Source organism: Corynebacterium urealyticum DSM 7109 (assembly GCF_000069945.1).
Lineage (GTDB): Bacteria > Actinomycetota > Actinomycetes > Mycobacteriales > Mycobacteriaceae > Corynebacterium > Corynebacterium urealyticum.
This window is the reverse complement of sequence record NC_010545.1, coordinates 888,080-914,510: the sequence shown is the minus strand read 5'-3', so window position 1 is coordinate 914,510 and position 26,431 is coordinate 888,080. Positions and strand designations below refer to the sequence as shown.

Annotated in this window: 21 protein-coding genes; 12 read left to right on the top strand and 9 right to left on the bottom strand. The window is 63.5% G+C overall.

Features of this window, described 5'->3' with window-relative positions:
• Positions 1-93: 93 nt before the first annotated feature.
• A complete protein-coding gene (locus CU_RS03820) occupies positions 94-1,113 on the bottom strand; it encodes a 3-isopropylmalate dehydrogenase (RefSeq protein WP_012360013.1) in 1,020 nt (339 codons plus the stop codon).
• A 227-nt stretch (positions 1,114-1,340) separates the two neighbouring features.
• Between CU_RS03820 and CU_RS03815 the strand changes: the two genes are divergently transcribed.
• Both CU_RS03815 and CU_RS03810 read left to right on the top strand, forming a co-directional pair.
• Positions 1,341-2,108 carry an ABC transporter ATP-binding protein gene (locus CU_RS03815; RefSeq protein ID WP_231837778.1) on the top strand — a complete coding sequence of 256 codons (768 nt, stop codon included), beginning with the start codon at positions 1,341-1,343 and terminating at the stop codon, positions 2,106-2,108.
• Entirely contained in the window at positions 2,105-3,757 is a 1,653-nt protein-coding gene (locus CU_RS03810; RefSeq protein ID WP_012360011.1) for a hypothetical protein, read from the top strand. Before CU_RS03815 ends, CU_RS03810 begins: the two co-directional genes overlap by 4 nt.
• A 114-nt stretch (positions 3,758-3,871) precedes the next feature.
• Here CU_RS03810 and CU_RS03805 read toward each other — a convergent pair whose 3' ends face one another.
• Positions 3,872-4,171, bottom strand: coding sequence for a hypothetical protein (locus CU_RS03805; protein ID WP_015381485.1), 300 nt, complete (start codon positions 4,169-4,171; stop codon positions 3,872-3,874).
• A gap of 230 nt (positions 4,172-4,401) precedes the next feature.
• On the opposite strand from CU_RS03805, the gene CU_RS10315 reads away from it, so the two are divergent.
• A protein-coding gene (locus CU_RS10315; RefSeq protein WP_414734079.1) for an IS3 family transposase occupies positions 4,402-5,654 on the top strand; the annotation gives its coding sequence in 2 pieces (ribosomal slippage) (positions 4,402-4,465 and positions 4,465-5,654; 1,254 coding nt in all).
• Between the two features lie 104 nt (positions 5,655-5,758).
• Here the strand turns inward: CU_RS10315 and serA are convergent.
• On the bottom strand, positions 5,759-7,351 hold the full coding sequence (serA, locus tag CU_RS03795) for a phosphoglycerate dehydrogenase (protein WP_012360008.1): 1,593 nt from the start codon (positions 7,349-7,351) through the stop codon (positions 5,759-5,761).
• A gap of 767 nt (positions 7,352-8,118) precedes the next feature.
• Here serA and CU_RS03790 point away from each other — a divergent pair.
• Together CU_RS03790 and CU_RS03785 are read left to right on the top strand one after the other, a co-directional pair.
• Positions 8,119-8,781: a phosphatase PAP2 family protein gene (locus tag CU_RS03790; RefSeq protein ID WP_231837752.1), complete on the top strand. Its 663-nt coding sequence runs from the start codon at positions 8,119-8,121 to the stop codon at positions 8,779-8,781.
• A gap of 8 nt (positions 8,782-8,789) precedes the next feature.
• A complete protein-coding gene (locus tag CU_RS03785) occupies positions 8,790-10,265 on the top strand; it encodes a DUF5129 domain-containing protein (protein WP_231837751.1) in 1,476 nt (491 codons plus the stop codon).
• Positions 10,266-10,295: 30 nt separating this feature from the next.
• Here CU_RS03785 and CU_RS03780 read toward each other — a convergent pair whose 3' ends face one another.
• The 4 genes from CU_RS03780 to CU_RS03765 form a co-directional block, all read right to left on the bottom strand.
• Complete coding sequence (locus tag CU_RS03780) at positions 10,296-11,312, bottom strand: cation diffusion facilitator family transporter (protein WP_012360005.1); 1,017 nt, start codon at positions 11,310-11,312, stop codon at positions 10,296-10,298.
• Positions 11,313-11,396: 84 nt separating this feature from the next.
• A complete protein-coding gene (ilvC, locus tag CU_RS03775) occupies positions 11,397-12,410 on the bottom strand; it encodes a ketol-acid reductoisomerase (protein WP_012360004.1) in 1,014 nt (337 codons plus the stop codon).
• Between the two features lie 139 nt (positions 12,411-12,549).
• Positions 12,550-13,053: an acetolactate synthase small subunit gene (gene ilvN / locus CU_RS03770; protein ID WP_012360003.1), complete on the bottom strand. Its 504-nt coding sequence runs from the start codon at positions 13,051-13,053 to the stop codon at positions 12,550-12,552.
• Complete coding sequence (locus tag CU_RS03765) at positions 13,053-14,966, bottom strand: acetolactate synthase large subunit (RefSeq protein WP_012360002.1); 1,914 nt, start codon at positions 14,964-14,966, stop codon at positions 13,053-13,055. The genes ilvN and CU_RS03765 overlap by 1 nt, the downstream gene beginning before the upstream one ends.
• Positions 14,967-15,319: 353 nt before the next feature.
• Between CU_RS03765 and CU_RS03760 the strand changes: the two genes are divergently transcribed.
• The 4 genes from CU_RS03760 (at position 15,320) to CU_RS03745 (ending at position 22,323) form a co-directional block, all read left to right on the top strand.
• The gene (locus CU_RS03760; protein ID WP_012360001.1) at positions 15,320-17,008 is read left to right on the top strand and encodes a mechanosensitive ion channel family protein; all 1,689 of its coding nucleotides are present in this window, start codon (positions 15,320-15,322) and stop codon (positions 17,006-17,008) included.
• A gap of 76 nt (positions 17,009-17,084) precedes the next feature.
• Positions 17,085-17,750, top strand: a complete 666-nt coding sequence (locus CU_RS03755; RefSeq protein ID WP_231837750.1) for a PH domain-containing protein — start codon at positions 17,085-17,087, stop codon at positions 17,748-17,750.
• A gap of 98 nt (positions 17,751-17,848) precedes the next feature.
• Positions 17,849-19,726, top strand: a complete 1,878-nt coding sequence (ilvD, locus tag CU_RS03750; RefSeq protein WP_012359999.1) for a dihydroxy-acid dehydratase — start codon at positions 17,849-17,851, stop codon at positions 19,724-19,726.
• A gap of 5 nt (positions 19,727-19,731) precedes the next feature.
• On the top strand, positions 19,732-22,323 hold the full coding sequence (locus tag CU_RS03745) for an excinuclease ABC subunit UvrA (protein ID WP_012359998.1): 2,592 nt from the start codon (positions 19,732-19,734) through the stop codon (positions 22,321-22,323).
• A gap of 101 nt (positions 22,324-22,424) precedes the next feature.
• On the opposite strand, the gene CU_RS03740 is transcribed toward CU_RS03745, so the two are convergent.
• A complete protein-coding gene (locus CU_RS03740; RefSeq protein ID WP_012359997.1) occupies positions 22,425-23,948 on the bottom strand; it encodes a DoxX family protein in 1,524 nt (507 codons plus the stop codon).
• Positions 23,949-24,183: 235 nt separating this feature from the next.
• Between CU_RS03740 and CU_RS03735 the strand changes: the two genes are divergently transcribed.
• The gene (locus tag CU_RS03735) at positions 24,184-25,230 is read left to right on the top strand and encodes a glutathione S-transferase family protein (protein WP_012359996.1); all 1,047 of its coding nucleotides are present in this window, start codon (positions 24,184-24,186) and stop codon (positions 25,228-25,230) included.
• A gap of 12 nt (positions 25,231-25,242) precedes the next feature.
• Here CU_RS03735 and CU_RS03730 read toward each other — a convergent pair whose 3' ends face one another.
• On the bottom strand, positions 25,243-25,977 hold the full coding sequence (locus CU_RS03730) for an ABC transporter substrate-binding protein (protein WP_231837777.1): 735 nt from the start codon (positions 25,975-25,977) through the stop codon (positions 25,243-25,245).
• Here CU_RS03730 and CU_RS10605 point away from each other — a divergent pair.
• The gene (locus CU_RS10605; RefSeq protein WP_148264192.1) at positions 25,954-26,148 is read left to right on the top strand and encodes a hypothetical protein; all 195 of its coding nucleotides are present in this window, start codon (positions 25,954-25,956) and stop codon (positions 26,146-26,148) included. The two genes, CU_RS03730 and CU_RS10605, sit on opposite strands and share 24 nt — an antisense overlap.
• 213 nt (positions 26,149-26,361) lie before the next feature.
• The gene (locus CU_RS11115) at positions 26,362-26,415 is read left to right on the top strand and encodes a chloramphenicol resistance leader peptide (protein WP_011113070.1); all 54 of its coding nucleotides are present in this window, start codon (positions 26,362-26,364) and stop codon (positions 26,413-26,415) included.
• Positions 26,416-26,431: the final 16 nt, after the last annotated feature.

Sequence of the window (26,431 nt, the reverse complement as noted above, 5' to 3'; positions counted from 1 at the left end):
GAAGTGCTCCTGGCTGACGTTCCCCAAGACATGACTAAGCCCGGGCTTTCCACGCGGAAAGCCCGGGCGGGAGCAGCTGGACCCAGCGTAGGGCTAAGCCTGGACCGCAGCGGCGATACGGTCGCCGACCTCGGTAGTGCGGATCGGGGAACCATCCCGACCAGCGGCCTCGTCCAGCACGGCCTTCTCGATCTTTTCGGCGTTGGCCTCATCACCCAGGTGGCGCAGCATCAAGGCCACGGAGAGGATCGCGGCACACGGATCAGCAATCCCCTGCCCGGCAATGTCCGGGGCCGAACCGTGCACGGGCTCGAACATGGAAGGGTTGTTGTGGGTCGGGTCGATATTGCCTGAGGCGGCCAGGCCAATGCCGCCGGTCACCGCACCCGCCAGGTCGGTCAGGATGTCGCCGAAGAGGTTATCGGTGACGATGACGTCGTAGCGGGATGGGTCGGTGACCATGTAGATGGTCGCGGCATCGATGTGGTTGTAGTCCACCTCGACGTCCGGGAATTCCTTCCCGATCGTCTCGATGGCACGCTGCCACAGGCCACCGGCATTGACGAGAACATTGGTCTTGTGGACCCAGGTCAACTTCTTGCGGCGCTCCTGGGCGCGGCGGAAGGCGTCGCGGACGACGCGCTCGACGCCGAACCAGGTGTTCTGGCTGACCTCGCTGGCAACCTCGTGGTCGGTGCCTTCGCGCAGGGTGCCGCCGTTGCCGCAGTAGAGCCCCTCGGTACCTTCGCGGACGACCACGAAGTCGATCTCGCCGGCATTCTTCAGCGGGGAGCTCGCCCCCGGGTAGAGCTTGGAGGGGCGCAGGTTGACCGCGTGGTCGAGCTTGAAGCGCAGTGGCAGCAGAAGGCCGCGCTCCAGCACGCCGGCCGGGACGGTGCGCGGGTCGCCGATTGCGCCCAGCAGGATCGCGTCGTGCTGCTTGAGGCTTTCCAGGTCAGCGTCGGTCAACGTCTCGCCATTACGCAGGTAGCGCCGGGCGCCGAGGTCGTATTCCGTCGTTTCGACGTCGTCGCGCACCGCCTTGAGGACCTTCAAAGCCTCCGCGGTGACCTCAACGCCAATACCGTCACCATCAATAACCGCGAGTTTCATAGAATGAACCCCTTCATCTCACCATTTGGACATTGAGAGTGTATCACCTCACAGCTTAGGGCTAAAAGAATCTCTATCGTTGGGGCGGAAATTCGCTCCCCCGCCCCGGAGACGCGGCGCAGTTTTGTTAGCTTGAGGGCATGAGCGACCTCCATAACATCCGCCCCTACCCGGGCGGTTCTGCTGATAACCACCACGCCGACGGGGTGGAGTCCACCGCCCTGACGATGAGCGGACTGAGCAAAAGCTTCGGCGACACCCGCGCCGTCGATAACCTCAACCTTCGCATCCCCCGGGGCAGCATGTACGGCGTCGTCGGACCCAACGGTGCCGGAAAGACCACCGCACTGACCATCGCGACCGGGCTGCTGGAGCCCACCAGCGGCAACGCCTGGATCTGCGGCATCCCGATGTGGGATCACGCCTCTGCCGAGCAGGTCATGGCATCGAAGCAGCGCTTCGGGCTGTTGGCGGATGGGCTGCCCATCTTCGACCGGCTCACCGCCCGGGAATACCTCGACTACTTGGGCCACCTGCGCGGAATGGACCCGCAGGTCATCGAGCAGCGCACCGAGGAGCTCCTGGAGGCGATGGACCTCACCGGCGCAGAGGGTAGGTACATCGTGGACTTCTCCGCGGGCATGACTAAGAAGATCCTGCTCGCCGGGGCCATGCTACACGGCCCAGAAGTACTGATCCTGGACGAGCCATTCGAGGCCGTCGACCCGGTCTCCGGGCAGGTCATTCGGGACATCCTGCGCCGCTACGTCGCGGCCGGCGGCACCGTCGTCATGAGTTCGCACGTCATGGAGTTGGTCGAAGGCCTGTGCGACCACGTGGCCATCATCGCCGACGGTCGGGTGCTGCGCGCCGGCACCATCGACGAGGTCCGCCAGGGTCAACCCCTCAACGAGGTCTTCGTCTCCCTCGTGGGCGGTCGCAGCCTTTCGCAGGGCTCCTTCAGCTGGCTCGGTACTCAAGGAGACGCCCAGTGAGCCTCGCCCCAAGCCAACAGGCCGCCCCCGCGCGTGCCAAAAAGTCACTGACCAGGCACCTGATCCGGCTCCACCTGACGATGTGGCGCAGGAGCTTCAAGAAAGACTGGGTCCTGATTTTCAACGCCGTCTTCATGGCCTTCTTTGGGCTCCTCGGTGCCATCGGGCTCGGCGCGTTCAGCTACGCAATGCTCACGCAAGAGCATGAGGCGCGCCTGCTGCCGCTGACCATGAGCACTGGCGCGCTCATCTACCTGCTGATTGTGTTCGTGTGGCCCAGCCCGGAGAACCATCTGACGCCGCAGAAGTTTGCCACACTGCCGGTCACCGAGCGACAGCTCTTCCCCGGCCTAACCTGCGCGGCGCTCCTGCAGTCCCGCGCCCTGCTATCCATCGCCTGCTCGCTGATCATGGCCGGCTTCGGTGTGGCCGGAATCCAGGCAAGCGCTCCCCCACAGTCCAGCCTGCTCTCCGCGCTCTGGGTTATTGCCTGCCTCGCGCAGGGCATCGTCGCCGTACTCCTGGGCGAGGCCCTAGGCTCGCTCAGCTCGGCGATGGCCAGCCGCGTGTGGTCGGAGCGGCTGGGTTACGTCTTTTCTTTCCTCTTTCTCGTGGGCATCATGGGGATGAACTTCACCGCCAACGGCATCCAGAACCTGGATAAGCTGCTGGAACTGGGCACGGTCTTTAGCTGGACGCCGTTTGGCGCAGCGGCAGGTGCCGCAGCCTCTGCCATCGCGGGCAACGCCGGCGCGGCGATCGCCCAGGGCCTCATTGCCGCCGCGACCATTCTTGGCTGCCTCTGGCTCTGGCGCACCGCCCTGCGCTTCGAGCTAACCCACCCGATCCGCAGTAGTTCTGATCAAGCCACGAAGCACACCGGTGGGGTCATGCTGCGATGGGCCTCAGCTGGCCCGCGCGGCGCGGTCTATTCCCGCACGCTGCGGTACTGGCGGCGCGATGTGCGCTACTCCTATCAGGCCATAGTGTTTATTCTCATCGGTGCGATGTTCCTCGCCGTCGGCGCACTCCAAGGCACGGGGGTGCAGTGGTATGCGCCCTTCATCGTCGCCCAGGGCGTGCTGATGGTCAATGGCAATGACTTCGGCCTGGATGGTCCCTCTAATTGGGTGAACATGGTCTCCGGGGTGCGTCCGAAGGATCTTATCGCCGGCCGCCTGCTGGCTTCTCTGACGGTCATCGGCCCCATTTTTCTCGTCGTCGTGATCAGCCTTGGGGCCATCGAGGACTTCCGCCCGCTGTGGGTGGGTATCAGCGTGCTCGCTGCGTGTTCCCTGGTGCAGTCTCTGGGACTTGGCCCGGCTTTCGCGCTGCGCTTCCCCTTCCCCAGTGCCGCGCCGGGCACGAGCCCGATGAAAAACCGCTCCGGCACGTCCAGCAACGCGTTCATTCTCTCCATCGTCGGCCTGCTTGGACTCTTTATACCGCTGATCCCCGGAGCAGCGCTGCTGATCATCGACCTCCACGATGCTGGATCCTGGGCGGATGCCACCCGGCTCACCGCCATTGGCATCGGGGTACAACTCCTGATCAGTGGCACCATCGGGATCCTTGGCTACCGCTGGGCGGTGAAGAACACCTCCCAACGCTGGCCCAAGGCCTTCGCGAAGGTCCGCAACTGGGTCTAGGCCCTGACAGAAGTCACGGCTCATCAGCTCAATACCGAGCGAACTGAACTCGGCGCCGGAAAAAGAAAAGCAGGGCAGTGAAACCGCTGCCCTGCTCACTTTTGCGTATGCGCTTTAGCAGCACACCCACTTGCCGTCGATGAATGCGTGGCGATGCCCATCGTGGACATAGTCAACGTGGTCGCCGTGCGGAATAGCCACGTGCCCGCAGCTTGGACCGTGCTCGTGCTCGTGATCCTCGTGAGCCACCTGCTCCTCGGCCTCGCACTCCACCCACTGGCCATCGAGCTCGCGGTGGATGTGACCATCGTGGACATAGTCCGTGTGGTCCTCGTGGGGAACGGCAACGTGACCGCACCCCGGGCCGTGCTGGTGCTCGTGATCTGCGTGAACTTCGTGCTTCGCCAGCGCCATGGCTGTCCTCCTTCATCTATCGGGTGTTCCAATTGGAACCCCTACTCCCTTATTGACAATAAACAGCCCCTTATTGATTGTTGAACTGCTCCCCATTAGTTGGACTGAGAAAATCAGTTCCTAACTAGTGGGGAGTATTTCTTTGAGAGCACGAAGTTCTCTAAACCAGCGACAGCGTGAGCAGCTCGTTGAATTGTTTGAACAGGGCCTGAGCTACACCGCGGCAGCAAATCGGCTTGGTGTTCCTCGTTATCCAGTGCGAAGGCTTAAACGTCGATTCACGCTGCATGGCAAGCTATGTCTTGTGGAGAAACCAATCAAGCAGCAGTATTCCTTCGAGGTGAAGAAGGAGATCGTTGACCGCTTCAACGCTGGGGAGTCCAAGATGGAGCTTGCCCGTGAATTCGGCCTATCTTCAGACCAGCTTGTCTCCGGTTGGGTACGTGCCTGGCGCAAAGACGGCGACGAGGCGCTGCGCCCCAAGCCGAAGGGCAGGCCCAAAGGTTCGGCTGCACCGAAACGCCTCACACAAGAGGAGCAGCTTCGTCGCCAGGTTGCGCGGCTGGAAGCGGAAAACGCGTACCTAAAAAAAATTGCGGGACTTGAGGAACCAGCGACGAGGTTAAAGGTCGAGGCTATCGTCATCCTCAAGTCGGCCCACCGTTTAGAAGACTTGCTGGTTGTGGCAGGTCTTGCCCGGTCAACGTTTTTCTACCACCAGAAACGACTCGCCCCACCGGATAAACATGCCGGGCTCAAGCAGGCGATCCGGGACAGTTTCCAGCGCAACAAACACCGCTACGGCTACCGGCGGGTACTGCTCGACCTTCGTAACCAGGGCTGGGTGGTCAACCATAAGCTGGTCTACAAGCTCATGAACCAGCTGGGGCTTAAGTCCAAGGTCAGGGTGAAAAAGTACAACTCGTACAAAGGCACTGCCAGCCACATCGCAACCAACGTGCTCGACCGATGTTTCACCCCGGAGGCACAAAACAGGGTGTGGGCAAGTGATGTTACGGAGTTTCGGGTTGCTGGCACCAAGGTCTACTTGTCGCCGATCATGGATCTCTATGATCGTTCGGTCGTGTCGTACAGCGTGTCTACTTCACCGAGCACGGCGTTGACATCGCAGTCGTTGCGCAATGCCATTGAGCAACAATCACCAGGTCAAGGCTTGCTTGTGCACACAGATCAAGGGTTCCAATACCAGCATTCCAGCTGGCGTGACCTGATCAAAAGCATCGGTGGTGTGCAGTCAATGTCCAGGAAAGGCAACTGCTACGACAATGCCGTCATGGAAAACTTCTTCGGGCACCTGAAAACGGAGATGTACCACGGTGAAACATTCACCAGCCTGGAGGCGTTCTACCACGCGATCGATGACTACATTGACTGGTACAACAACGAACGCATCCAACAACGACTCAAGGGCCTGACCCCGATGCAATATCGGAATCAGACCCTTGAACCCCTAACCGCTTAGAATTAAACCAGTCCAACTTTCGGGGGCTAGTTCATTGTCAATAAGGGGCTGTTTATTTCGTTTACCCAGCTCAAAGCCAGGGCACCGTTTTCATTAGGGGATTCTTAGAAGGCAACCTGGAAGGCGTTCTCAGCGGAGAGCTCCGCGTTAACAGCCTCCAGCTCATCCTCGGTCAGCACACGGTCGATGCGCAGCACGAGGGTTGCGGTGCCATCCTCGGTATTCGGAGACAGAGCCGCCGCAGCGATGTTCACGCCCTGCTTGCCCAGCAGGGTGCCGATACGGCCCAGCGCACCAGTCTGGTCCGCGTAGACCAGGAAGAGGTTGGTGCCCTCGGCCCGGAGATCCAGGCCGCGGTCGTTGATGCGGACAATCTTGTCGACGCGCTCCAGGCCGGTCAGCGCACCAGCGACGGTGGCCGAAGAGCCGTCAGTGGCGACAACCTTGACCTCCAGCACGCTGCGGTGGGTCACGGACTCGTCCTGGGACTTCACCTCGAGAGCCACGCCGCGCTGCTCAGCGATGGACGGGGCATTAACGAAGGTAACCTGCTCATCCAGCACGCCGGAGAAGGTGCCGCGCAGGGCAGCCAGACCGAGTGCGTCGATGGACTCGCTGGAGAGCTCACCGCGGGCGGTCACGACCACGGACGCCGGAGCACCGTCCAGCAGCTTGGAGGCAACCGCGCCCAGCTTCGTGGCCAGGTTCAGCCACAGAGCAACCTCCTCGGAGACCTTGCCGCCGGAGACATTGACGGCATCCGGGACAAAGTCGCCAGCCAGCGCCTTGAGGACGGAGGCAGCGACGTCGGTGCCTGCGCGGTCCTGCGCCTCAACGGTGGATGCACCCAGGTGCGGGGTTACAACGACCTCGTCGAGTTCGAACAGCGGGGAATCCGTGCACGGCTCGGAAGCGTAGACGTCGAAGCCTGCGCCACGGATGTGGCCGGACTTGATGGCATCGGCGAGAGCCTGCTCATCGACGAGGCCGCCGCGGGCAGCGTTGATGATGATCTGCCCCTTCTTAGACTTCGCCAGGAGGTCAGCGTCGAACATACCGCTGGTTTCCGGGGTCTTCGGCAGGTGGATCGTCACGAAGTCCGAACGGCCCATGAGCTCCTCGAGCTCAACGAGCTCCACGCCGAGCTGAGCGGCGCGGGCGGGGTTGGCGTAGGGGTCGTAGGCGATGATCTCAGTCTCGAAAGCCGCGAGGCGCTGGGCGAACAGCTGGCCGATGTGGCCGAAGCCCACGATGCCGACGGTCTTGCCGAGGATCTCCACTCCCTTGAAGGAGGAGCGCTTCCACTCGCCATCACGGAGGGTCTTGTCGGCTGCCGGGATCTGGCGGGCAGTAGACAGCAGCAGGCTGATGGCGTGCTCGCAGGCGGAGTGGATGTTCGAGGTCGGCGCGTTGGCGACCATGACGCCGCGCTCGGTCGCGGTCTCGATGTCCACGTTGTCAAGTCCGACGCCGGCGCGACCGACGATCTTCAGATTCTTGGCAGCCTCGAGCACTTCCTTATCCACCGTGGTGGCGGAGCGCACGAGCAGGGCGTCGGCATCGACGACGGCGTCAAGGAGTTCTGGCCGGTTCGGGCCGTCCACCCAACGGACCTCGACGGAATCGCCGAGTGCATCGACGGTGGACTGAGAGAGCTTATCTGCGATTAGTACAACCGGGCGGTTGGTGGTGCTCAAGGGAATTCTCCTGAAAAATTTTCACTTCCCCAGCGGGTGAAACGACCGCGTCACCCGAGGGGGCCCACGCCTGACCGTGTATGGCGCATGACCACACAATCATATCCTTTGGCGTTGGCGTGTGTGTCGTAGGCCACCCTTAAAAATCCCCCCGCTGGGCGGTAGTTTTGCATCCCCTGGGAACCACTCCCCCGCCGATCCCTTCACCGGCGAGCCCGAATCCTGGATTCGCCCAGATCATCTGCCCCTCACCCAATAGGCACGAGCTCCAGTAACCAGCCGAACCATGTCGCGGCTGTTCACTCTCGCCCACTCACGTCGACCTCACTGCACCCCCTTGCAGCGGCGACCAACGTGAGTTGATCTGAGCCCCACCCCTGGTCCGCAACCCCGCGGACACCCAGGAATCGGGCTTGCCGGAAAGGTAGCCAGCCTAGCCCCGCCGTCGCGGTGCATCATGCTGACAAAACTAACGTAGGAAATTTGCTGAGCATTCGTTTCACCTTTTGCGTATTTGCCAAAAACTTTTCCCCGTACTACCCCCTTCTTGTTCTATAGATTCCGCCGCTGCCAGCCCTTTTAGGATTTTTTTAGTACCCCCCGTTGGCTGCAACTCAGCGGGCAGGTGGCGCGCGATTCACGCTCTGCGAGAATGATTCTCCGTGAATGCCTCCGCCCCTACCGCGCACTCTGATCCGCAGCTACCGCCCCGACAGATCTGTCCCCCGCCCGGGCTCGGTCCGGTTACAGCGCTGGCCGCTGCGGGCATGGTTCTCATCGCAGTGATGGGGTGGCTGCTGCATGACTCCACCTTCGACCTAGCCGCGACCCAGGTGGCGAATCGCACGTTCACGGGCACGACACGCCAGTTTTTTGACGCTCTGTATGCGGCCCTCCTCGGCCGCAACCTCCCGATCGTGCTGATCGTCGGCCTCGTGGTGATCGGCCTGATATCGCGCCGGATACTGCGGCCCTTGATCGCCGCGTTGACGATCGCCAGCACCTGGGCACTGGTGTTCATTCCGAAGGCTCTGGTCGGCAGACCGCGGCCGGACTGGGATTTCCTGGCGCACCCACCGCACAGCCTGCCCAGCGATATGAGCTTTCCCAGTGGCCACACGACGTTTATCGCCGTCATGGTGGCGGTCAGCCTCATCGCAACGTATCGCGGTCTCGATCCGAGTCTTTCCCGTTCGGCGGTGGGATGGAAGGGGCTCAGCATCGTCGCCGCGGTCGGCTGCGCTGCCATCGCACTCATCGTGGCCACCGTGATGGCCCGTGGCGTGCATTTCGCTAGCGACGCTGCCGGGGCCATTATCTTCTCTTTCACCCTGGCTCCACTGGTGTGGGTGCTATGGGAAAACCTCGCATTTCGCCTTCTTTTTCGTGGGTTCTCAGGCCCCCGCGGCGGGGAGTCCCCTGTGGCATGATTGGTGCCATGACTCACTCGCGACGCCGCCCCACCGCCCCGCTTCTAGCCCTCATGGGTATCGCGTGCGCCGGAGCAGCGCCTTGGGCTTTCGCCGAAGCCGCTGCTGCGGAACAGCCGGTGGCCCACAGCATCGTGCAGGCTCAGGCAGCACCGGCTGTGCCCTACACGAAGGTGGACGTCCAGGTCGCTGACGACTCCGGCGTGCTGGGTGATGCCGCGCGCCAGGGAATGATCGACCAGACCGCGAAGATTGATTTCCCTGACTCCGTCCAGAAGGTCGTCTACGTTCTCATTCCGGGCAGCAGCGATAACTTCAACGACGACGTCCTCAACTGGGCGGGTCGAAACATGCCGGAGCTCGTCCCCGACGGCACCGGCAAAGGCGCCGCATGGGAAAACGGCACGCTGATTCTGGGTGTGGGTACCAGCACCCGGACCAACGGCGTGTACTGCGGCAACGATGTCTGCCAGGACCTGGATATCTTCGAAGGTCCCCACCTGGACGCCTCCCTGGAGGCGATGAAGGATAGCTTCCGCCGCGGTAATTTCGCCAACGGCCTCGTCGAGGGAGCCAAGGTCGCGGCGGATACCGAGCTGGGCGCGCGACTGGCCGAGGAGCAGGCTCGCGAGAACCGCAACACCGCTATCGGCTTCGGCGTGGTTGGCGTGGGCGCTGCGGGTGTGGGGGCGGCCGCCTGGCAGCGCCGGAAGAAGAAGCTGACGGCCACCGCGAAGCAGCAGTTCTACGAACTTTCCACCCACTATTCCGAGCTTTCTCAGCGCCTGGATGCCCTGGATATCCGCGCCAACTCGCTGAGCTCCCCGCTGGCAAATGCCGAGCTGCGTTCGCAGTGGACGACGATCCGCGACGAGTTTTTGAATCTCAATCACCGGGTGGGAGCCCTCAACCTGACGCTCACGAGCGATGACAAGGAGTTCTACGCTAAGCACAAGCAGGTCGCGAGCGCGCACGAAACTCTCGAGTCGATGAGCAATGCCGAAGACAACATCAACCTGATGTTCGAGCTGGAAAACGGCGATCAGATCAAGCGCGAGCGAGAGCTGCGCTCCATCAAGCAGGATCTCTCCGAAGCCCTGTTCGAGGTGCGCAACCGGGAGGCGATCCGCCAGCTTAAGAATGTCGAGGCGCAAGTCGAGGAGCTGATGCGAGACCTACAGGCCCCGGACTTCATGGACCGGTTGGCCCGCATCGTCAGCGACCAGGCGCACGCGCTGGAGCTGGCCTCCCGCGATATGAAGCACCTGGATCGCGAAGCCCACCGCGACGAGCGCCCCTCCCTCACCGACCGCGACTGGCGCCCCGGTTATGTGTACTCCAACTGGGTGCCCTATTACCTGCTGGCCTCCTGGCACAGCGCGGATACGCGGGCCGCCGAGTCTTCCTCCAGCAGCAGCGGGGGCATTGCGAATACCAGCTTCAGCAGTGGCTTCTCCGGCGGTGGCGGCTCCTCCAGCTGGTAAGAGAGGACATCCCCTCCGGCTAGCCCCGCACTAGCAGACGTTGCGTGGCCCCTCGTGCTCAACGTGGCTCGGGCGCTCCACCTGGATCGTCGAGTGGGCGATCCCCCGCTCTTGTAGGGCCTCCTGGGCCACACACAACACCGCAGCAGGGTCGCGGTCTTCCGGAACGACCAGGTGCACCGAGGCGAGCGCGCTCGTCCCGTCGAGCGACCACAGGTGCAGGTCGTGAACATCCATCACACCGTCCACCTCGCGGAGAAGCGCGTCGATCTCGGCAGGATCGTAGCCGGGTGGGGCCTGCTCCAGCAGGATCCGCAGCGTGTGCATCATCAGCTGCCAGGCGCGCGGCAGCACGAGTGCCGCGATGACGAGGGAGGCAATGACGTCCGCGTACTGCCAGCCGGTCGCGATAATGACGCCACCAGCGATCAGGACGGCGACGGAGCCCAACATGTCCGCCAACACGTGCAGGAAGGCACCCTGGACGTTCACGGAGTTGTCCCGCTGGCTGTGCAGGATCCATGCGGAGACCGCGTTCGCGATGAGACCGATCAGCGCGATGATCATCATGGGGCCGGCGAGGATCTCGACGGGCTCGCGTAGGCGGCGGATGGCCTCCACCACGATCCAGACGGAGATGCCCAGCACGGTGACCGCGTTGACGAGTGCGGCTAGCACCTCCACGCGCCGGTAGCCAAAAGTCGCCTGCGCATTTGAGGCCCGGCGCCCGATGAGGATGGCGATCACAGCGATGATGATCCCCGCTGCGTCGGAGAGCATGTGCATCGCGTCGGCCAGCAGCGCGACGGAGCCGGTGACCAGCCCACCGATGAGCTCGGCGAAGAAGATCGTTCCGGTCACCACGAGCGCGATGAGCAGTGCGCGCAGCGGGGCATCGGTTGGGGCGTGGGAGTGAGAATGCCCGTGCGCATCGGAATGGGAGTGAGAATGCGAAGAACCGTGGCGGTGCGGATCGGCACCACCACGGTTCTGTGGGCGCTCGGGGGCTGCGTCAATGTCAATGTGCTCGCTCATGCCCTCAAGCATAGCGAGCGCCCCCCTTATTGACAACTTATTGAAAATAGTCGGGAGGCGCGGTCGCGGGGCTATACCCCGCGGGATAACGAGACCTTAGGCGGTCTCGTTCAGCGGGTTCTTCACCCAGCTCATCAGGTCGCGCAGCTTCTCGCCAGTCTTCTCGATCTCGTGATCGTTGTAGCTAGCGCGCAATTCCTCGAGCTCCTTGTTGCCGCCCTCAACGTTGGCGACGAGACGCTTGGTGAAGGTGCCATCCTGAATATCGGACAGGATGCCCTTCATGCGCTCCTTGGTATCAGCGTCGATGACGCGTGGGCCGGAGATGTAGCCACCGAACTCCGCGGTGTCAGAGACGGAGTAGTTCATGTTCTTGATGCCGCCCTCGAAGATGAGGTCGACGATCAGCTTCAGCTCGTGCAGGCACTCGAAGTAAGCCATCTCCGGCTCGTAGCCGGCCTCAACCAGAACCTCGAAGCCGGTCTTGATGAGCTCCTCAGTGCCACCACACAGGACGGCCTGCTCACCGAAGAGGTCAGTGACGGTCTCTGCCTCGAAGGTGGTCGGGATGACGCCCGCGCGGCCGCCGCCGATTGCCGCAGCGTAGGACAGAGCCAGGTCGCGGCCGTTACCCTTCGGGTCCTGCTCGACGGCGATCAGGCACGGAACGCCCTTACCGTCGACGTACTGACGGCGCACCAGGTGACCCGGCCCCTTCGGTGCGACCATGCCGATGGTGATGTTGTCCTCCGGCTTGATCATGCCGAAGTGGATGTTCAGGCCGTGACCGAAGAACAGGGCGTCGCCATCCTTCAGGTTCGGAGCGATGTCGTTTTCGTAGATCTGCGCCTGGGAGGTATCCGGAGCGAGCAGCATGATGACGTCGGCCCACTCGCTGGCCTCAGCGTTGTTCAGAACCTTGAAGCCGGCCTCTTCAGCCTTCTCGCGGGACTTGGAGCCCTCGCGCAGGCCGATGGCAACCTCTACGCCGGACTCGCGGAGGTTCTGCGCATGAGCGTGCCCCTGGGAGCCGTAGCCAATGATCGCAACCTTGCGACCCTGGATGATCGACAGGTCAGCGTCGTCGTCGTAAAAAACATCAATTGCCATGAGGTTTCAACCTTTCTCGCCAGCCGCGTCTGCCCGCGGCTCGCTATCGATGAGCATGTTTAGATTATAACAGAAATTTCACTCTTTGAGATGAAATTTACCATTCTATGAAATTTTACTGGGGGCGGGTGCCCCCAAATTAACGGCTCGGAGCCATCGACCGTGGGCCGCGGGACATCGCAGTGACGGAGGACTCGATGAGCTCGCGGATCCCGAAGGGCTCCAGAACATCCAGCAGCGCCTGCAGCTTGGACGGGGTGCCCGTCGCCTCGATAATCAGCGAGTCCGGGCTGACGTCCACAACGTGGGCACGGAAGAGCTTCGCAGCCTCGACAACCTGGGTGCGGTTGCTATTCCCGGCAGCGACCTTAACCAGCAGCAGACCGCGCTGCACAGTGGTTTCCGGATCCTGACGCGACACCTTGAGCACCGGAACCAGCTTGTTGAGCTGCTTCGTAATCTGCTCGACAACAATCTCCTCGCCCTCGACGACGAGGGTGATGCGATTGACGCCGTCGATCTCAGTGCGGCCCGAGCTAATGGAGACGATATTGAACGCACGCCGGGTGAACATTCCGGAGATGCGGGAGATGATGCCGTCCTCGTCCTGAGCCAGGACCGACAGAGTGTGAAGGTTGGACATTAGTTCTGTTCCCCTTCCTGGGCGTCGATGTTGTCGACTTCGGAGTCCTGGAATTCCTGCATGGTCTCGTGGATCTCGGCCGGGGTCTCCGCTGCCGATTCCTCGTCGTCGAAGAGTGGGCGCAGATTACGTGCGTACTGCACCTCGTCATTGGAGGTACCCGCCGGAACCATCGGCCAGACCTGGGCGTCCTCCCCGACGATGAAGTCGATCACGACGGGGCGGTCATTAATTTCGCGAGCCTTCTTAATGGTCGGGAGGACATCCTCCTCCTTCTCCACGCGGAAGGCGGCGCAGCCCATGGACTCTGCAAGCTGCAGGAAGTCCGGGAGGTAGGTCTCCTTAGGCTTAAGGTTGGTGTGAGAGTAGTGCCCGTCGTAGAACAGGGTCTGCCACTGGCGCACCATGCCGAGGTTGCCGTTGTTGATCAGCGCGATCTTGATTGGGAAACCCTCGACAGCACAGGTCACGAGCTCCTGGTTCGTCATCTGGAAGCAACCATCGCCGTCGATGGCCCAGACTTCCTTGTCCGGAGCGCCGGCCTTGGCACCCATGGCCGCCGGCACCGCGTAGCCCATGGTGCCGAGGCCACCAGAGTTCAGCCAGGTGCGCGGGTGCTCGAAGTCGAGGAACTGCGCGGACCACATCTGGTGCTGGCCGACACCAGCGCAGTAAATCGCGTCGGGACCAACCTCCTTGGACAGGGTCTCAATGACGAACTGCGGGGCCATCTTCTCGTTCGGGGTGTGCTCGTAGCCGCGCGGGAAGTGCTCCTGCATCTCCCCCAGGTACTCACGCCACTCGGTGGTGTCCGGACGAGACAGACCGTGGGTATCGATCGCCTTGTGTAGCGCCGTGAGGACCTCCTTGGCGTCACCGACGATCGGCACGTGGACCTCGCGAATCTTGCCGATTTCCGCGGGGTCGATGTCCGCATGGATAACCTTGGCGTTCGGGGCGAAACTTTCCAGCTTGCCTGTCACACGGTCGTCGAAGCGGGTACCGATAGCGATGAGCAGGTCGGAGCGCTGCAGAGCCGCCACAGCTGGCACGGAACCGTGCATACCCGGCATGCCCATGTGCAGCTCGTGAGACTCCGGGAAAGCACCGAGCGCCATCAGGGTGGTGACCACCGGGATGTCATTGGCCTCGGCGAAGGTGCGCAGCTCCTTGTGAGCCTCGGACTTAATGACACCGCCGCCGATGTAGAGCACCGGGCGCTTGGCCTCACTAATGAGGCGCACGGCCTCCTCAACCTGACGACCGTGGGGCGTAGTGACCGGGTGGTAGCCCGGCAGGTCGAACTGAGGTGGCCAGACGAAGTCCAGCTCGGCGTTCTGCACATCCTTCGGCACATCAACCAGCACCGCACCCGGGCGCCCGGTGGATGCCAGGTGGAACGCCTCCGCCATCGCCGCAGGAATATCCTCTGGTCGGGTCACCATGAAGTTGTGCTTCGTAATCGGCATGGTCACGCCCCGAATATCGGCCTCCTGGAAGGCATCGGTGCCCAGCAGCCCCTTGCCCACCTGACCGGTGATCGCCACGAGTGGCACGGAATCCATGTTGGCATCGGCGATCGGAGTGACCAGGTTCGTCGCGCCCGGACCGGAGGTAGCGATACACACGCCAACCTCACCGGTGACCTGGGCATAACCCGTGGCGGCATGGCCGGCCCCCTGCTCGTGACGCACGAGAACGTGGCGGAGCTTTTCGGAGCCATACAGGGCCTCATACAGCGGGAGGACGGCGCCACCTGGGAGGCCGAAGACCACGCCGGTCCCCAGCTCTTCAAGGGAACGCACAATCGCCTCTGCGCCATTAATGCGCTCGGGCTTACTGGCCTGCGCGACGCCGCGGCTGGCCGCAGCGACCGTGGCTGGCGTGGGCTGTGAGCGTGAAGTGTTGTTCACGGTTTCAATCGCTCCTTGCTCGGCACGCGAGATTGTTACTCGCTTCTACTTCATCGGGGACAAAAACAAGAACACTGCAGCCTGCCGCATTTCCCCGAAACTCGGTGACTGGCCGGCTGAGCATTGTGATGATACTAACAATATGAACCCCGGATGGCAAATGTCGCGACCTGCATGTTCCCAATGGTTGAAATGTTTATTCCCATAGAGTGACTGACCACGTGCGGTTCCCCACGCCCGAAAACTATCCCTGATACGCAGCAAACGCGCCCCCTTTCCGCGGCCAAGATGCTGCTTGAATTATCAGCAGAGACCCGGCGAGGTCACAGGCTGCCTTACTAGGGTTGTTCGCTATGCAAGCATCGACTTATTTCCTCACGCATTACGCGATCAAGGCCTGGGAGTGGCTCATCCATCCCGGCTTGCCGCTGGCTGCACTTGCGGTCTTGGCGGTTCTGGTCCCGAGGGTCGGCAGACTGTGTGTCCGCGTCGTCGCCCAGCGGCTGGATGCTGATGAGGAGTCCACGAAATCCACGCTCGCCCTCGCCGGCGCGCTGGTGTACCTCGTCGAAGCGGTGGTCTACTTCATCATCGCCATCCGTGCGCTGACTCTGCTCGGCGTACCAGCAGCCTCAGCCGCCGTGCCTGCCACCGTCGTGTCCGCCGCGATTGGTTTCGGCGCTCAGAACATCATCGGGGATTTCCTCTCCGGTGTCTTCATCATCACCGAGCGCCAGTTTGGCGTCGGCGATTATGTGAGCTTCGAAGGCACAAATAATGCGGTGGAGGGCACCGTCGTCGCACTGACCCTGCGCGCCACGAAGCTGCGCACCGCCAGCGGTGAGATGGTGACCGTCCCCAACGGCAAGGTCGGCGCGATCACCAACTTTTCCCAGGACTGGTCGCGTGCTTTTGTCGAAATCGACATCCCGCTGCGTCCCGGCGAAAACATCAACCAGCTGGTAGAGCACGTCGAGCAGGCGACGAAGCGCGCCGTCTCCTCCCCTGATATCAAGCCGAATGTGACCGGCGGTGTGGACGTCATGCCCGCCGTCGCCGTCGTCCAACCCCAGGCAGCCGGTCAACCGTGGGCCGTAACCTTCCGCGTCACCGTCGACGTCATCCCGGCGAAGCAGTGGGCCGTTGAGCGCGCCATCCGCTCTGCCATTCTGAATACCTTCTGGGATCGCATGGAAACCGCTCCCGCCTCGCTCTTCAACTCTGCGCACTCCCCCGAGCCTTCCACCCCACGCAACACGGTGTCGGGCGAGGCCCCGAACGCGGAAGTGGAGGATTCCACCCCCACGACCGTGTTCGCCACCCGGCAGGAACCAAGCACTTCTTCGCAGGGCGCATCCCGTGTCGGTGTCCACAGCACGGATACGTCTCGTCCGTCCGATGACGATGATTCCGGCACCCCACTGGACCCGGCGGAGGAGGTCGCGATCGTCCGATCCAAGGACGATGGCCCTGGGTCCGCCTCCGATGGCGCGCTCATCGTCGGCACCGAGGACGACATCGACGAAGACCTCGATTCTGGGGTATTCAAGCGCTATGACTACAGCTCGCGTTTCCAGCGCTGGCTGACCTTCGGTGGCCGAACACGGGTCTCCACGACGCTCCTGTTCATCGCGCTCGCAGTCCTGGGGCTGCTTGCCGCAGCGTCCTCAAACCCGGACGACGGTCGCGCCGGCGTGCTCAACCCCGCGTACTGGAGCGACCGCCCGGCGAAGACCAGCGAACCGACTGAAACTCCTGCATCGGAGCCGGCGCAGCCCGCAACCCAGGATTCCTCGGAGCAAGAGGGGCAGCAACCGCAGCAAACTGGCCAGGCGGAGACCCCCGAGCCCCAATCCACGCAGGAACCGAACGCCAACAACTCACAGCGCGAACCGCAGAATCGGGCGCCGCAGTCGCAGCAGCAGAACCAGAATCAGAATCAGCAACCTGACGGGAATCGCGGTGCCGCGGCTCCGGCGACCACTGGCGCTGATTCCGGGACTGCCACGGGAGACTCCGGTGGGGACACCGGGGGCTTCTAGCACGATCCCCCTCCGGCCTCACGGCGAAGAAAAAGGGATTTAAGCCCCACCCCGCGCACCTGGTTAAATGGCTCACATGAGCGCCCAGGACAACAACACCACGAACCGGCCCCGTCCCGACCACAACCACGGTCGGCCGGCGGTGCGCCCCCAGACGTTCCACCCGAGCCGGGAAAACATCCTCGTCGGGTTCGTCATGTTCCTGATTAGCCTCATTTTCACCGGATACAACGTCGCAGCGTTCTTCTGGATTCCCCTGCTCCCGCTGCTTTTCATCGTGTGGGTGATCAAGGCGGGGACCCGCGTGGATGAGCAGGGTATTACGGCCAAGCCACTGATCCGACCATCCAAGACCGTGGCTTGGCAGGACTTCCAGGGCATCCGTTTCAACAAGGCGGGTAAGGCCTACGCAGCCGCAATAGATGACTCTCAATTCTGGCTGCCTGGCATCAGCTTCAACAGCCTCCCCGCCCTCGCAGAGGCCACTGCAGGCCGCATCCCGGACCCTCTCACCCCGGCGCGCCTGGACATTCACAATAAGGTCCAGGTCGTCCACCGCGACGGTTCGGCTGTCCTGATGGACTCCGAGGATTACGCTGAGTACGAGAAGCAGCGTCGCGCGGAGCACGAGGCCGAGGACCCCACGGCCGCCCCAGAGTCTCAGGCGGATTCCGTCGCTTCCCCAGAGAACGCGGATGATCCGGGTACCGGCCGCAACTCCGAGCGCGCTCGCGATAACTAAAGAACACAACGCCGGCTTCGCCTCCCCCGCTGTCGGGGACCGTACGGGGCCGGAAAGCCACTTTCACCCATAGAGATATTGAAGAGAGCACGTCGATCATGACATCTCAGGACAACACCACTTCTTTCGGAGCCTCGATCCCACTGCGTTCCGACGTCACCACACAGGGCCGCAACGCCGCAGGTGCACGTGCGCTGTGGCGCGCGACGGGCATGACGGATGATGACTTCCACAAGCCGATCATCGCCATCGCGAACTCCTATACCCAGTTCGTTCCGGGCCACGTCCACCTCAAGGACGTCGGCGACATCGTCGCTGAGGCCATCGAGGAGGCCGGCGGTGTGGCACGCGAATTCAACACCATCGCGGTCGACGATGGCATCGCGATGGGCCACGCCGGAATGCTCTACTCCCTGCCCTCTCGCGAGATCATCTCCGACAGCGTGGAGTACATGGTTAACGGGCACGCCGCGGACGCGCTGGTGTGCATCTCGAACTGCGACAAGATCACCCCGGGCATGCTGAACGCCGCGATGCGGTTGAACATCCCGGTCGTCTTCGTCTCGGGTGGCCCGATGGAGGCCGGCAAGGCCGTCGCCGTCGACGGCGTGGTCCAGGCCCCGACGGACCTGATCACCGCGATCTCCGCCTCCGCATCCGACAGGGTCGACGCCCAGGGCCTGCTGGACGTCGAGTCCGCAGCGTGCCCGACCTGCGGTTCCTGCTCCGGTATGTTCACCGCCAACTCCATGAACTGCCTCACCGAGGCGCTGGGCCTGTCCCTGCCGGGTAACGGCTCCACCCTGGCGACCCACGAGTACCGCCGCCGTCTGTTCACCCAGGCCGGCCACACCATCGTCGACCTGTGCCGCCGCTACTACGGCGAGGGCGACGAGTCTGTCCTGCCGCGCAATATCGCGACCAAGCACGCCTTCCAGAATGCGATGGCACTGGACATGGCGATGGGTGGCTCCACGAACACCGTGCTGCACATCCTCGCCGCCGCCCAGGAGGGCGAGGTGGACTTCACCCTGCAGGACATCGATGATCTCTCCCGCGAGGTGCCGTGCCTGTCCAAGGTCTCCCCGAACTCTGACTTCCACATGGAGGACGTCCACCGTGCCGGCGGCATCCCCGCGATCCTGGGTGAGCTGTGGCGCGGCGGAAAGCTCAATGAGGATGTCCACACCGTGCATGCGAACAGCCTCTCGGAGTGGTTGGAGGCCTGGGACATCCGCGCGGAGAACCCGAGCGATGCCGCCATCGACCTCTTCCACGCCGCTCCGGGCGGGGCGCGCACCACCGAGGCTTTCTCCACCGAGAACCGCTGGTCTTCGCTGGACACTGATGCCGCTGGTGGCTGCATCCGCGACGTCGAGCACGCCTACACCGCCGACGGCGGCCTGGTCGTGCTGCGCGGCAACCTCGCCGAGGACGGTGCGATCATCAAGGCTGCTGGCATCGACGAGGAACTGTGGCGCTTCGAGGGCAAGGCCCTCGTCGTCGAATCCCAGGAGGACGCGGTGCGCGTGATCCTGGACAAGAAGGTAAAGCCAGGTGACTGCATCGTCGTCCGTTACGAGGGCCCGGCTGGCGGCCCGGGCATGCAGGAGATGCTGCACCCGACCGCCTTCCTGAAGGGCTCCGGCCTGGGGCGCGAATGCGCACTGATCACGGATGGGCGCTTCTCCGGCGGTTCCTCCGGCATCTCGGTCGGCCACATCTCCCCCGAGGCTGCCCACGGCGGGCTGATCGGCCTGGTTGAGGACGGCGACCCGATCCTCATCGACGTCCATGACCGCACGCTGGAGCTGCAGATCTCTGAGGAAGAGATCGCGCGCCGTCGCGAGCAGATGGACGCCTCCGACACCCCGTGGCAGCCCACCACCCGCAAGCGCCGAGTCACCAAGGCCCTGCGCGCCTACGCAGCGATGGCAACCTCAGCCGATAAGGGCGCAGTCCGCGAGGTGAAGTAGCTACCATGACTCACGCCACGTCCGGGTCCCCGGCTCCGCACACTCCGGAGCGCGCGGGTCACGATCCGATGATCCGGGTACGCGATGCGCACCTGCATAACCTGAAGCACATCGACGTCGACCTGCCGCGGGACACCCTCGTGGCGGTCACTGGCGTGTCGGGGTCGGGCAAGTCCAGCCTGGCCTTCGGCACCATCCACGGGGAGGCACAGCGCCGCTATCTGGAGTCCGTCTCCCCCTTCGCCCGCCGTCTCATCGGCGGCGCGGTCAACCCTCGAGTGGGATCGGTCACGGGCCTGCCGCCGACGGTGGCGCTGCAGCAGTCCACCACCCTGGGTGGGGCGCGCTCCTCGGTGGGCACGATCTCGAATATGTCGAATAGTATTCGGCTGCTCTTCTCCCGCTCGGGCAGCTACCCGAACGGCATGCGCGAGCGGCTGGAGTACGGCAGGCTCGATTCGGATGCCTTCTCCCCCAACACCACTGCCGGCATGTGCCCCGAGTGCCAGGGAACCGGCACCGTGCACCGGCCGACAGAAGAGTCGATGGTGCCGGATCCCAGCCTGTCCATCTGGGACGGCGCGATCGCCGCGTGGCCGGGAGCGTGGTTGGGCAAGAACTTCCGGGACATCCTGGGAACCCTCGGCTATCCGCTGGACATCCCATGGCGGGATATTCCGCAAACAGACCGCGACTGGATCCTGTTCACCGATGAGCAGCCGGTGGTGACCGTCCACCCTGTGCGGGATGAAAACGCCGTGAACGGATCGTATAAGGGCAAGTGGCGCTCGGTTGCCACCTACCTCACCGACACCCTGGCGGAGACGGAGTCGGATAAGAACCGCCGCCGGGTGCTTTCCTTCATGCATTCATCGACCTGCCCGACGTGCCAGGGCCGTGGCTTCCAGCCGGATACCTTGCAGGTCACCTACGCCGGTTATGCCATCGACGAGTTTAATGATCTGGCGTTGAAGGATGTTCTTGCTGTGTTGGAGGAACGCCTCCAGTATTTGGCAGGCATCGCCAAGCAGCAGTGGACCGAGCACGACGAGGCCGAGGAGCTGCTGCTGGATCAGGTGCTGCCCACGGTGCGCGCTGCGATCAAGCTGGGGCTGGGGCACTTAAGCCTCTCCCGCCCGGCACGAAGCTTGTCCGCGGGCGAGCACCAACGCCTGCGGCTGGCCTCCCAGCTGAACTCGAGCCTGTTCGGTACGACCTACGTGCTGGACGAGCCCTCAGCGGGTCTGCACGTCGTGGAGCGCAAGGCGGTGTCCGAGCTGCTGCAACGCTTCATCACTGCTGGTAATTCGGTGCTTCTGGTGGAGCACGATATGTCCCTGGTAGCCGGTTGCGATTGGATCGTGGACATCGGCCCCCGCGCTGGCGAGCGCGGCGGGCAGCTGGTGTTCTCCGGCCCTACTGACCAGTTCCGAGCCACCGCCGAGCAGCTGGGTTCCCCCACTGCCGCCGCGTTAACCGAGGACTTTCCCGAGTTGGCAGCCTCCCCGGCCGGCACTGGTCAGTCCATTCACCTCAGCGGCATACACGCGCGCGCCTTCGACGGGGCCGACGTGGACTTCCCGCTGGGGGCGCTGACCGCGGTCACGGGCGTTTCTGGGTCCGGCAAATCCACCCTGGTCATCGGGGTGCTGGCCGATGTGGTGTCCCGCTCGGCCAAGCAGGTGATCGGCGCCGACGAGGTCTCGGACGAAGACCCGGATGCCGAGCTCACGGCCGGTTCGGGCGCCAACGGGGATTTCCGCGTGGAGAGCGCCACGGGGGTCGATAAGATCCGCCGGTTGGTGCACATCACCCAGAAGCCTATCGGGCGCACGGTGCGTTCCACTGTCGCGACCTATACGGGCCTTTTCGATCACGTCCGCAGGCTCTTTGCTGCTACCCCAGAGGCGAAGCAGCGAGGCATGTCGGTCTCCGACTTCTCCTATAACACGACAAAGGGGCGCTGCCCGGAGTGCGATGGCGCGGGCAGCATCGAGGTCGAGCTGGTCTTCCTGCCTGGCACGTACACCACCTGCCCGGCCTGCCACGGCAAGCGCTATAAGCCGGAAATCCTTGAGATTGAGTGGAACGGTCGCAGCATCGCCGACATCTTGGCGCTGACCGTGGACGAGGCACTGGAGGTCTTTGCCGAGGAGCCGAGGATTCTTCGCTCCGTCGAATTTCTGCACGCCCTCGGCCTGGGCTACTTGCGACTGGGGCAGGGCTCCCCGGAGCTCTCTGGCGGCGAGGCGCAGCGCATCAAGCTGGCCTCGGAGATGCAACGCGGATCGGGCCACAAGCACAGCCTCTACCTCTTGGACGAGCCAACAACAGGACTGCATCCGGCGGACGTGGACCTGCTGCTCGCCCAGCTGCGTCGTCTGGTCGACGACGGCGCGACGGTGGTCGTCGTCGAGCACGACCTCCGGGTGGTCGCGCAGGCCGACCACGTTATCGACGTCGGCCCCGGCGCCGGAGACGAGGGCGGACAGATCCTGGCCACCGGGACGCCGGCGGCGGTTGCCCAGCAGGGCGTGCATCCGGATTCGCGCTCGGTGACGGCCCAGGCGCTAGCCGAAAGAGCTGGTTTGAGCTAAACCTGGGAAACTTCCCACTCCCCTCACCATAAGAAAACCCGGGCCCCTGATGGGCCCGGGTTCTGCTTTCGCTGGCGCTTAAACGCGCCGTACCACGAATTTTAGAAAGGGTTGCGACCGCCCGTGAGCAGCCAGAGCGCGGCGAAACCGGCAATGCCGAGGACCGCAAAGATCCAGGAGGAGGCTAGCGGTCGGGTCGCCCAGCTGCGGGAACGGTCCAGCGAGGCCCCACCCGGCCCGGTGAAGATCAGGCTGAGACTGATCAGCGCGTAGAGCACCCACTGGTGGATGACTGGGTTCAGCCCGTAAGGCCACAGCGAGCCCTGATGGCCGGACAGGTGGAAGGTCGCCATGAAGGCCGAGACCACGAAGGCGAGGGCAGCAGCGAACGGCGTGAGCAGGCCCAGGATCAGCAGCCCGCCAGCAATGACCTCGGCGGCAGGGATAGCGACGGCGAGCACCCCAGAGACGCTGAAGAAGCTGAGCCTGCTCTCGAGGGCGCTGATGCCTGGGTCCCCAGCGAAGCCAAAGAGGGTTTGCAAGCCAGAGATCAGCAGCACTGCGCCCGCGACGATGCGCAGGATGGCAAGGCCGAGGGACTGGGTCCCGCGGCGAGTCTCCACTGGTTCGGCGGCGGGAGCGAGCGGCTGACCGTCAGGTCCGTAAGCGAGCTCGCCCTCAGGCTCCACCGGCTGAGCATGTGGATCCCACTGCGCGTCTGCGCCGTAAGCGTCCTGGGGGTAATCATCACCTGGCTGCGCCGGGTAGCCCTGAGCGGCGGTGTCGGCGTCGTTCCGTTGAGCAACAGCGCCTACGGCGTAACCGCCGGCGCCCCCCACTGCCCCGGCTCCGGCAACGCCAGCGCCAAGCGTTGCGGTGTTCGTGCCGGCCTGTGGCTGCGACTGCTGCTGCGCCGCCGTGCCCTGCGAGCCGGTACCCGCAGCAGAGTCAGAGAGGTCAAGCACCTCAGTGCGCTGGTCCTCGGCGACGTCCGGCTGCTCACCAGCCGCATCCTGGTTTTCGGCAGCCAGAGCAGGCTCGGCCGCGGGACCCGCTTCCGGCGCAGCAGCCTCGATGCGCTGCGGACGGGCGCGGCCCACGAGGGCATAAATATCGCGCGAACGGTTCTGTTCGGCAGCGCCTCGCTCCGCCGGGTCTGCCGCGTCAGTCTTCGCCGCCGCGCCCTTGCTGGGGGCCTTAGTGTCCTTCGCCGCGGTACCGGCCTTCTTTGCCTCGGCAGACTGAGCGCCAGCAGCCTTCGCTGCCACTGCCTTCGGAGCATCGCCCTCGGCAGGCTTAGTCTGGGCGGAGGCTGAAGCCGCGGCGTTACCCGGCTTTGCCTCGGACTTGGTCGCAGTCTTCGCCGCGGGGGCAGCCTTTGCAGCCGGCTTCTTATCTGCAGTGGCAGCGGGTTCCTTCACGGTCTTAGCTGCTGGGGCAGAGGGAGCCTTCGGAGCAGCTGGCGCCTTCGAGGCGCCCTTGGCGGCAGGCTCCGGGGTTGCGCCCTCATAATCTGGCACATCGATATCGGCGTACGGTTCCGATGCGCGGTCGTTGCGCCCGAAGGGCGAACCTCCAAGTGCCCCCTTCTGGGGTTTCTTGCCATTATTCGATGCGTCACTCATATCCCCAGCCTAAACGAGTTTCCCCAGGAACAGACCGAACAGACGCGGAGTGTCGGAGATCGCTAAGGCTGCTCACACCAGCAACCGACCACGGGGGAACATCCGAAACGCGCACGTCAGGACGGCCGAATCCCCCAGGCGCTGGTTTTTGGTGACATATCATCCATAATGGAGGAAGACGCACCGCTCATGCCACCAACAGGGCGACCCAAAGGAAAAAGGACAGTGAGGGATAATGGCTTACGTTGAATCGGGCGGCGAATTCGACCGCGACATGAACTACATCGACGACCGCATCGTCAAGGACGTCGAAAACTTCGACCCCAGCAACACCGCTTCAGGCAAAGGTCAGGCCTGGCCGGTGAGGGCCAATACCTACCGACTGATCGCAGCGCGCGCCTGCCCATGGGCGCACCGCGCGGTCATCACCCGGCGCCTGATGGGGCTCGAGGATGTGATCTCGATAGGTCTGGCCGGTCCCACCCACGACTGGAAGTCCTGGACCTTCGACCTCGACGAGGGTTCCATCGACCCCGTGCTGAAGATCGGCAAGCTCCGCGATGCCTATCTCAACCGCTACCGGGATTACCCTCGCGGCATCACTGTGCCGGCCATGGTGGAGGTCGCGTCGAAGTCGGTGGTGAGCAATGATTTCTTCAGCAGCGTCGAGGACCTCGCCACCCAATGGACTGATTATCAACGCCCGGGAGCCCCGGACCTCTACCCGGAGGCGTTGCGCGCAGAGATCGACGAGATCAACGATCGCGTCTTCCGCACCGTCAACAACGGCGTCTACCGCGCGGGGTTCACCGGCTCCCAGGAATCCTATGAAAAGGCGTTCAATGAGCTTTTCGCCACCCTCGACTGGCTGGAGGAACGCCTGAGCACCCGTCGCTACCTCGTCGGCGATCACATCACCTTGGCGGATGTGTACCTCTACCCCACCCTGGTCCGCTTCGACATGGTGTATCACAACCACTTCAAGTGCAATCGCAACAAGATCTCGGAGATGCCACACCTGTGGGGCTACCTCCGCGATCTCTTCCAGACGCCGGGCTTCGGTGACAGCACAAACTTCCAGCAGATCAAGGACCATTATTTCCTGGTGCACACGGACATCAACCCCACCGGTGTGGTCCCGGTCGGCCCAAGCCCGGAGATTTTCTACACCGAACACGGTCGCGAGGAGCTCCCGGGCACCCCGTTCGGCGAGGGCACCGCCCCGGGCGCTCCCCAGGGTGAGGACGTGCTAGCCGGTGACGAGGCCGGAGCCTTCGCCTAACCCGGCGCGTCGTTAGTTTCGCTTCGTGCCGATCTTCTCGGCGACGTCCTCCAGCCCCGTGGTGATCTTCGAGCCCGCGGAGGCACCGGTGGTTGCCGGGGAGATCAGCTCCACCCGGGCGCCCAGCTCGGCTATCGCCGGCTGGTCCAGAAGGTCCGCGAAGGCCTCCTTACCCTGTCCGCGGAAGTCTTCGACGAGGATGACGTCCGGAGCAAGCGCGGCGATGCGTTCCGGGTCTGCCGGCGCCGCACCCCGCATGCCCTCGGCCTCGGAGATCAGCTCGCCACCAGCCTCCTTGACAAGACCGCTGGCCATCGTGGACGGCGCCATAATCATCTTCTTACCGCCGCGAGCCATGAGCAGCAGGACGCGGGGCTTGGCCTTTGTGTCCAGTGCGCTCACGATCTCATCGCGTCGCTCGCCGATCTTCGCGCTCAGCTCCTGGGCCTTTTCCTTCTCGCCAGTCAGCTCGCCGAGCACGTTCATGCTCTCCATGAGGCTGTCGATGGAGCTCCAATCGGAGTCCTTGAAGGTGTGAACCTTCACCCCGCTGTTGGCGAGCAGATCCGCAGCCGAACCTTCGGGCCCGTGACGCTCGGTCAGCACGACCAGGTCTGGGTTGAGCGCCAGCACCTGTTCCGGGTCCGCGTGCACCCCATCGGGAAGCGCGGTCTCACCGACCGGCTTGCTGCCAGGCGTCGCCGGGGATGCCACGATGCGTTCGTGATCGACGAGCTCCGCGAGCAGGCTGGTCGCATCGGAGGACAGGGAGGCGATGCGTTGCGGCTTGGTGACCGCCTCTCCGGACTCGGCGGATTCCGCGCTGCGGCTTTCCTCCGAACCCTGCGTCGCCTGCGCGGCGCTGTCGTCCTCGGCCGAGGAGCAGGACGCGGCGAAGGTGAACAGCGGCAGGGTTAGCGCGACTAGCTGTGATGTCCAGGGACGTTGTTCTGGCCCCCGCCCGTAATGACACCGTGCCGATTCAAGAAGTATCTGTCCAGACCGCTTGCCATTGAAGGCATGTTAGAGTTTGGGGCATGTCGAGTCCCGAATCAGACAGGTCAGGGGTTGTCGGTCACACCGCCAGCCCCTTGAACCACTAGTTACGACGCCCACGATCTGTGTGGGCGTATGTCTGGCGTACCCGGGGCGCTGGCCGTGGTGACAAGAAGAACCATTTCTTGATCTCACACCTCGGAGT

Bases quoted from the DNA above. Each gene is read 5' to 3' on its own strand.
- CU_RS03755 (WP_231837750.1), top strand. From the start codon at position 17,085: ATGAGCGCCCAGGACAACAACACCACGAACCGGCCCCGTCCCGACCAC.
- CU_RS03805 (WP_015381485.1), bottom strand. From the start codon at position 4,171: ATGGCGCTGGCGAAGCACGAAGTTCACGCAGATCACGAGCACCAGCAC.
- CU_RS03745 (WP_012359998.1), top strand. From the start codon at position 19,732: ATGACTCACGCCACGTCCGGGTCCCCGGCTCCGCACACTCCGGAGCGC.
- CU_RS03820 (WP_012360013.1), bottom strand. From the start codon at position 1,113: ATGAAACTCGCGGTTATTGATGGTGACGGTATTGGCGTTGAGGTCACC.
- ilvN (WP_012360003.1), bottom strand. From the start codon at position 13,053: ATGTCCAACCTTCACACTCTGTCGGTCCTGGCTCAGGACGAGGACGGC.
- CU_RS03815 (WP_231837778.1), top strand. From the start codon at position 1,341: ATGAGCGGACTGAGCAAAAGCTTCGGCGACACCCGCGCCGTCGATAAC.
- CU_RS03740 (WP_012359997.1), bottom strand. From the start codon at position 23,948: ATGAGTGACGCATCGAATAATGGCAAGAAACCCCAGAAGGGGGCACTT.
- CU_RS03780 (WP_012360005.1), bottom strand. From the start codon at position 11,312: ATGCTTGAGGGCATGAGCGAGCACATTGACATTGACGCAGCCCCCGAG.
- ilvD (WP_012359999.1), top strand. From the start codon at position 17,849: ATGACATCTCAGGACAACACCACTTCTTTCGGAGCCTCGATCCCACTG.
- ilvC (WP_012360004.1), bottom strand. From the start codon at position 12,410: ATGGCAATTGATGTTTTTTACGACGACGACGCTGACCTGTCGATCATC.
- CU_RS03790 (WP_231837752.1), top strand. From the start codon at position 8,119: ATGGTTCTCATCGCAGTGATGGGGTGGCTGCTGCATGACTCCACCTTC.
- CU_RS03735 (WP_012359996.1), top strand. From the start codon at position 24,184: ATGGCTTACGTTGAATCGGGCGGCGAATTCGACCGCGACATGAACTAC.
- CU_RS03785 (WP_231837751.1), top strand. From the start codon at position 8,790: ATGACTCACTCGCGACGCCGCCCCACCGCCCCGCTTCTAGCCCTCATG.
- CU_RS03760 (WP_012360001.1), top strand. From the start codon at position 15,320: ATGCAAGCATCGACTTATTTCCTCACGCATTACGCGATCAAGGCCTGG.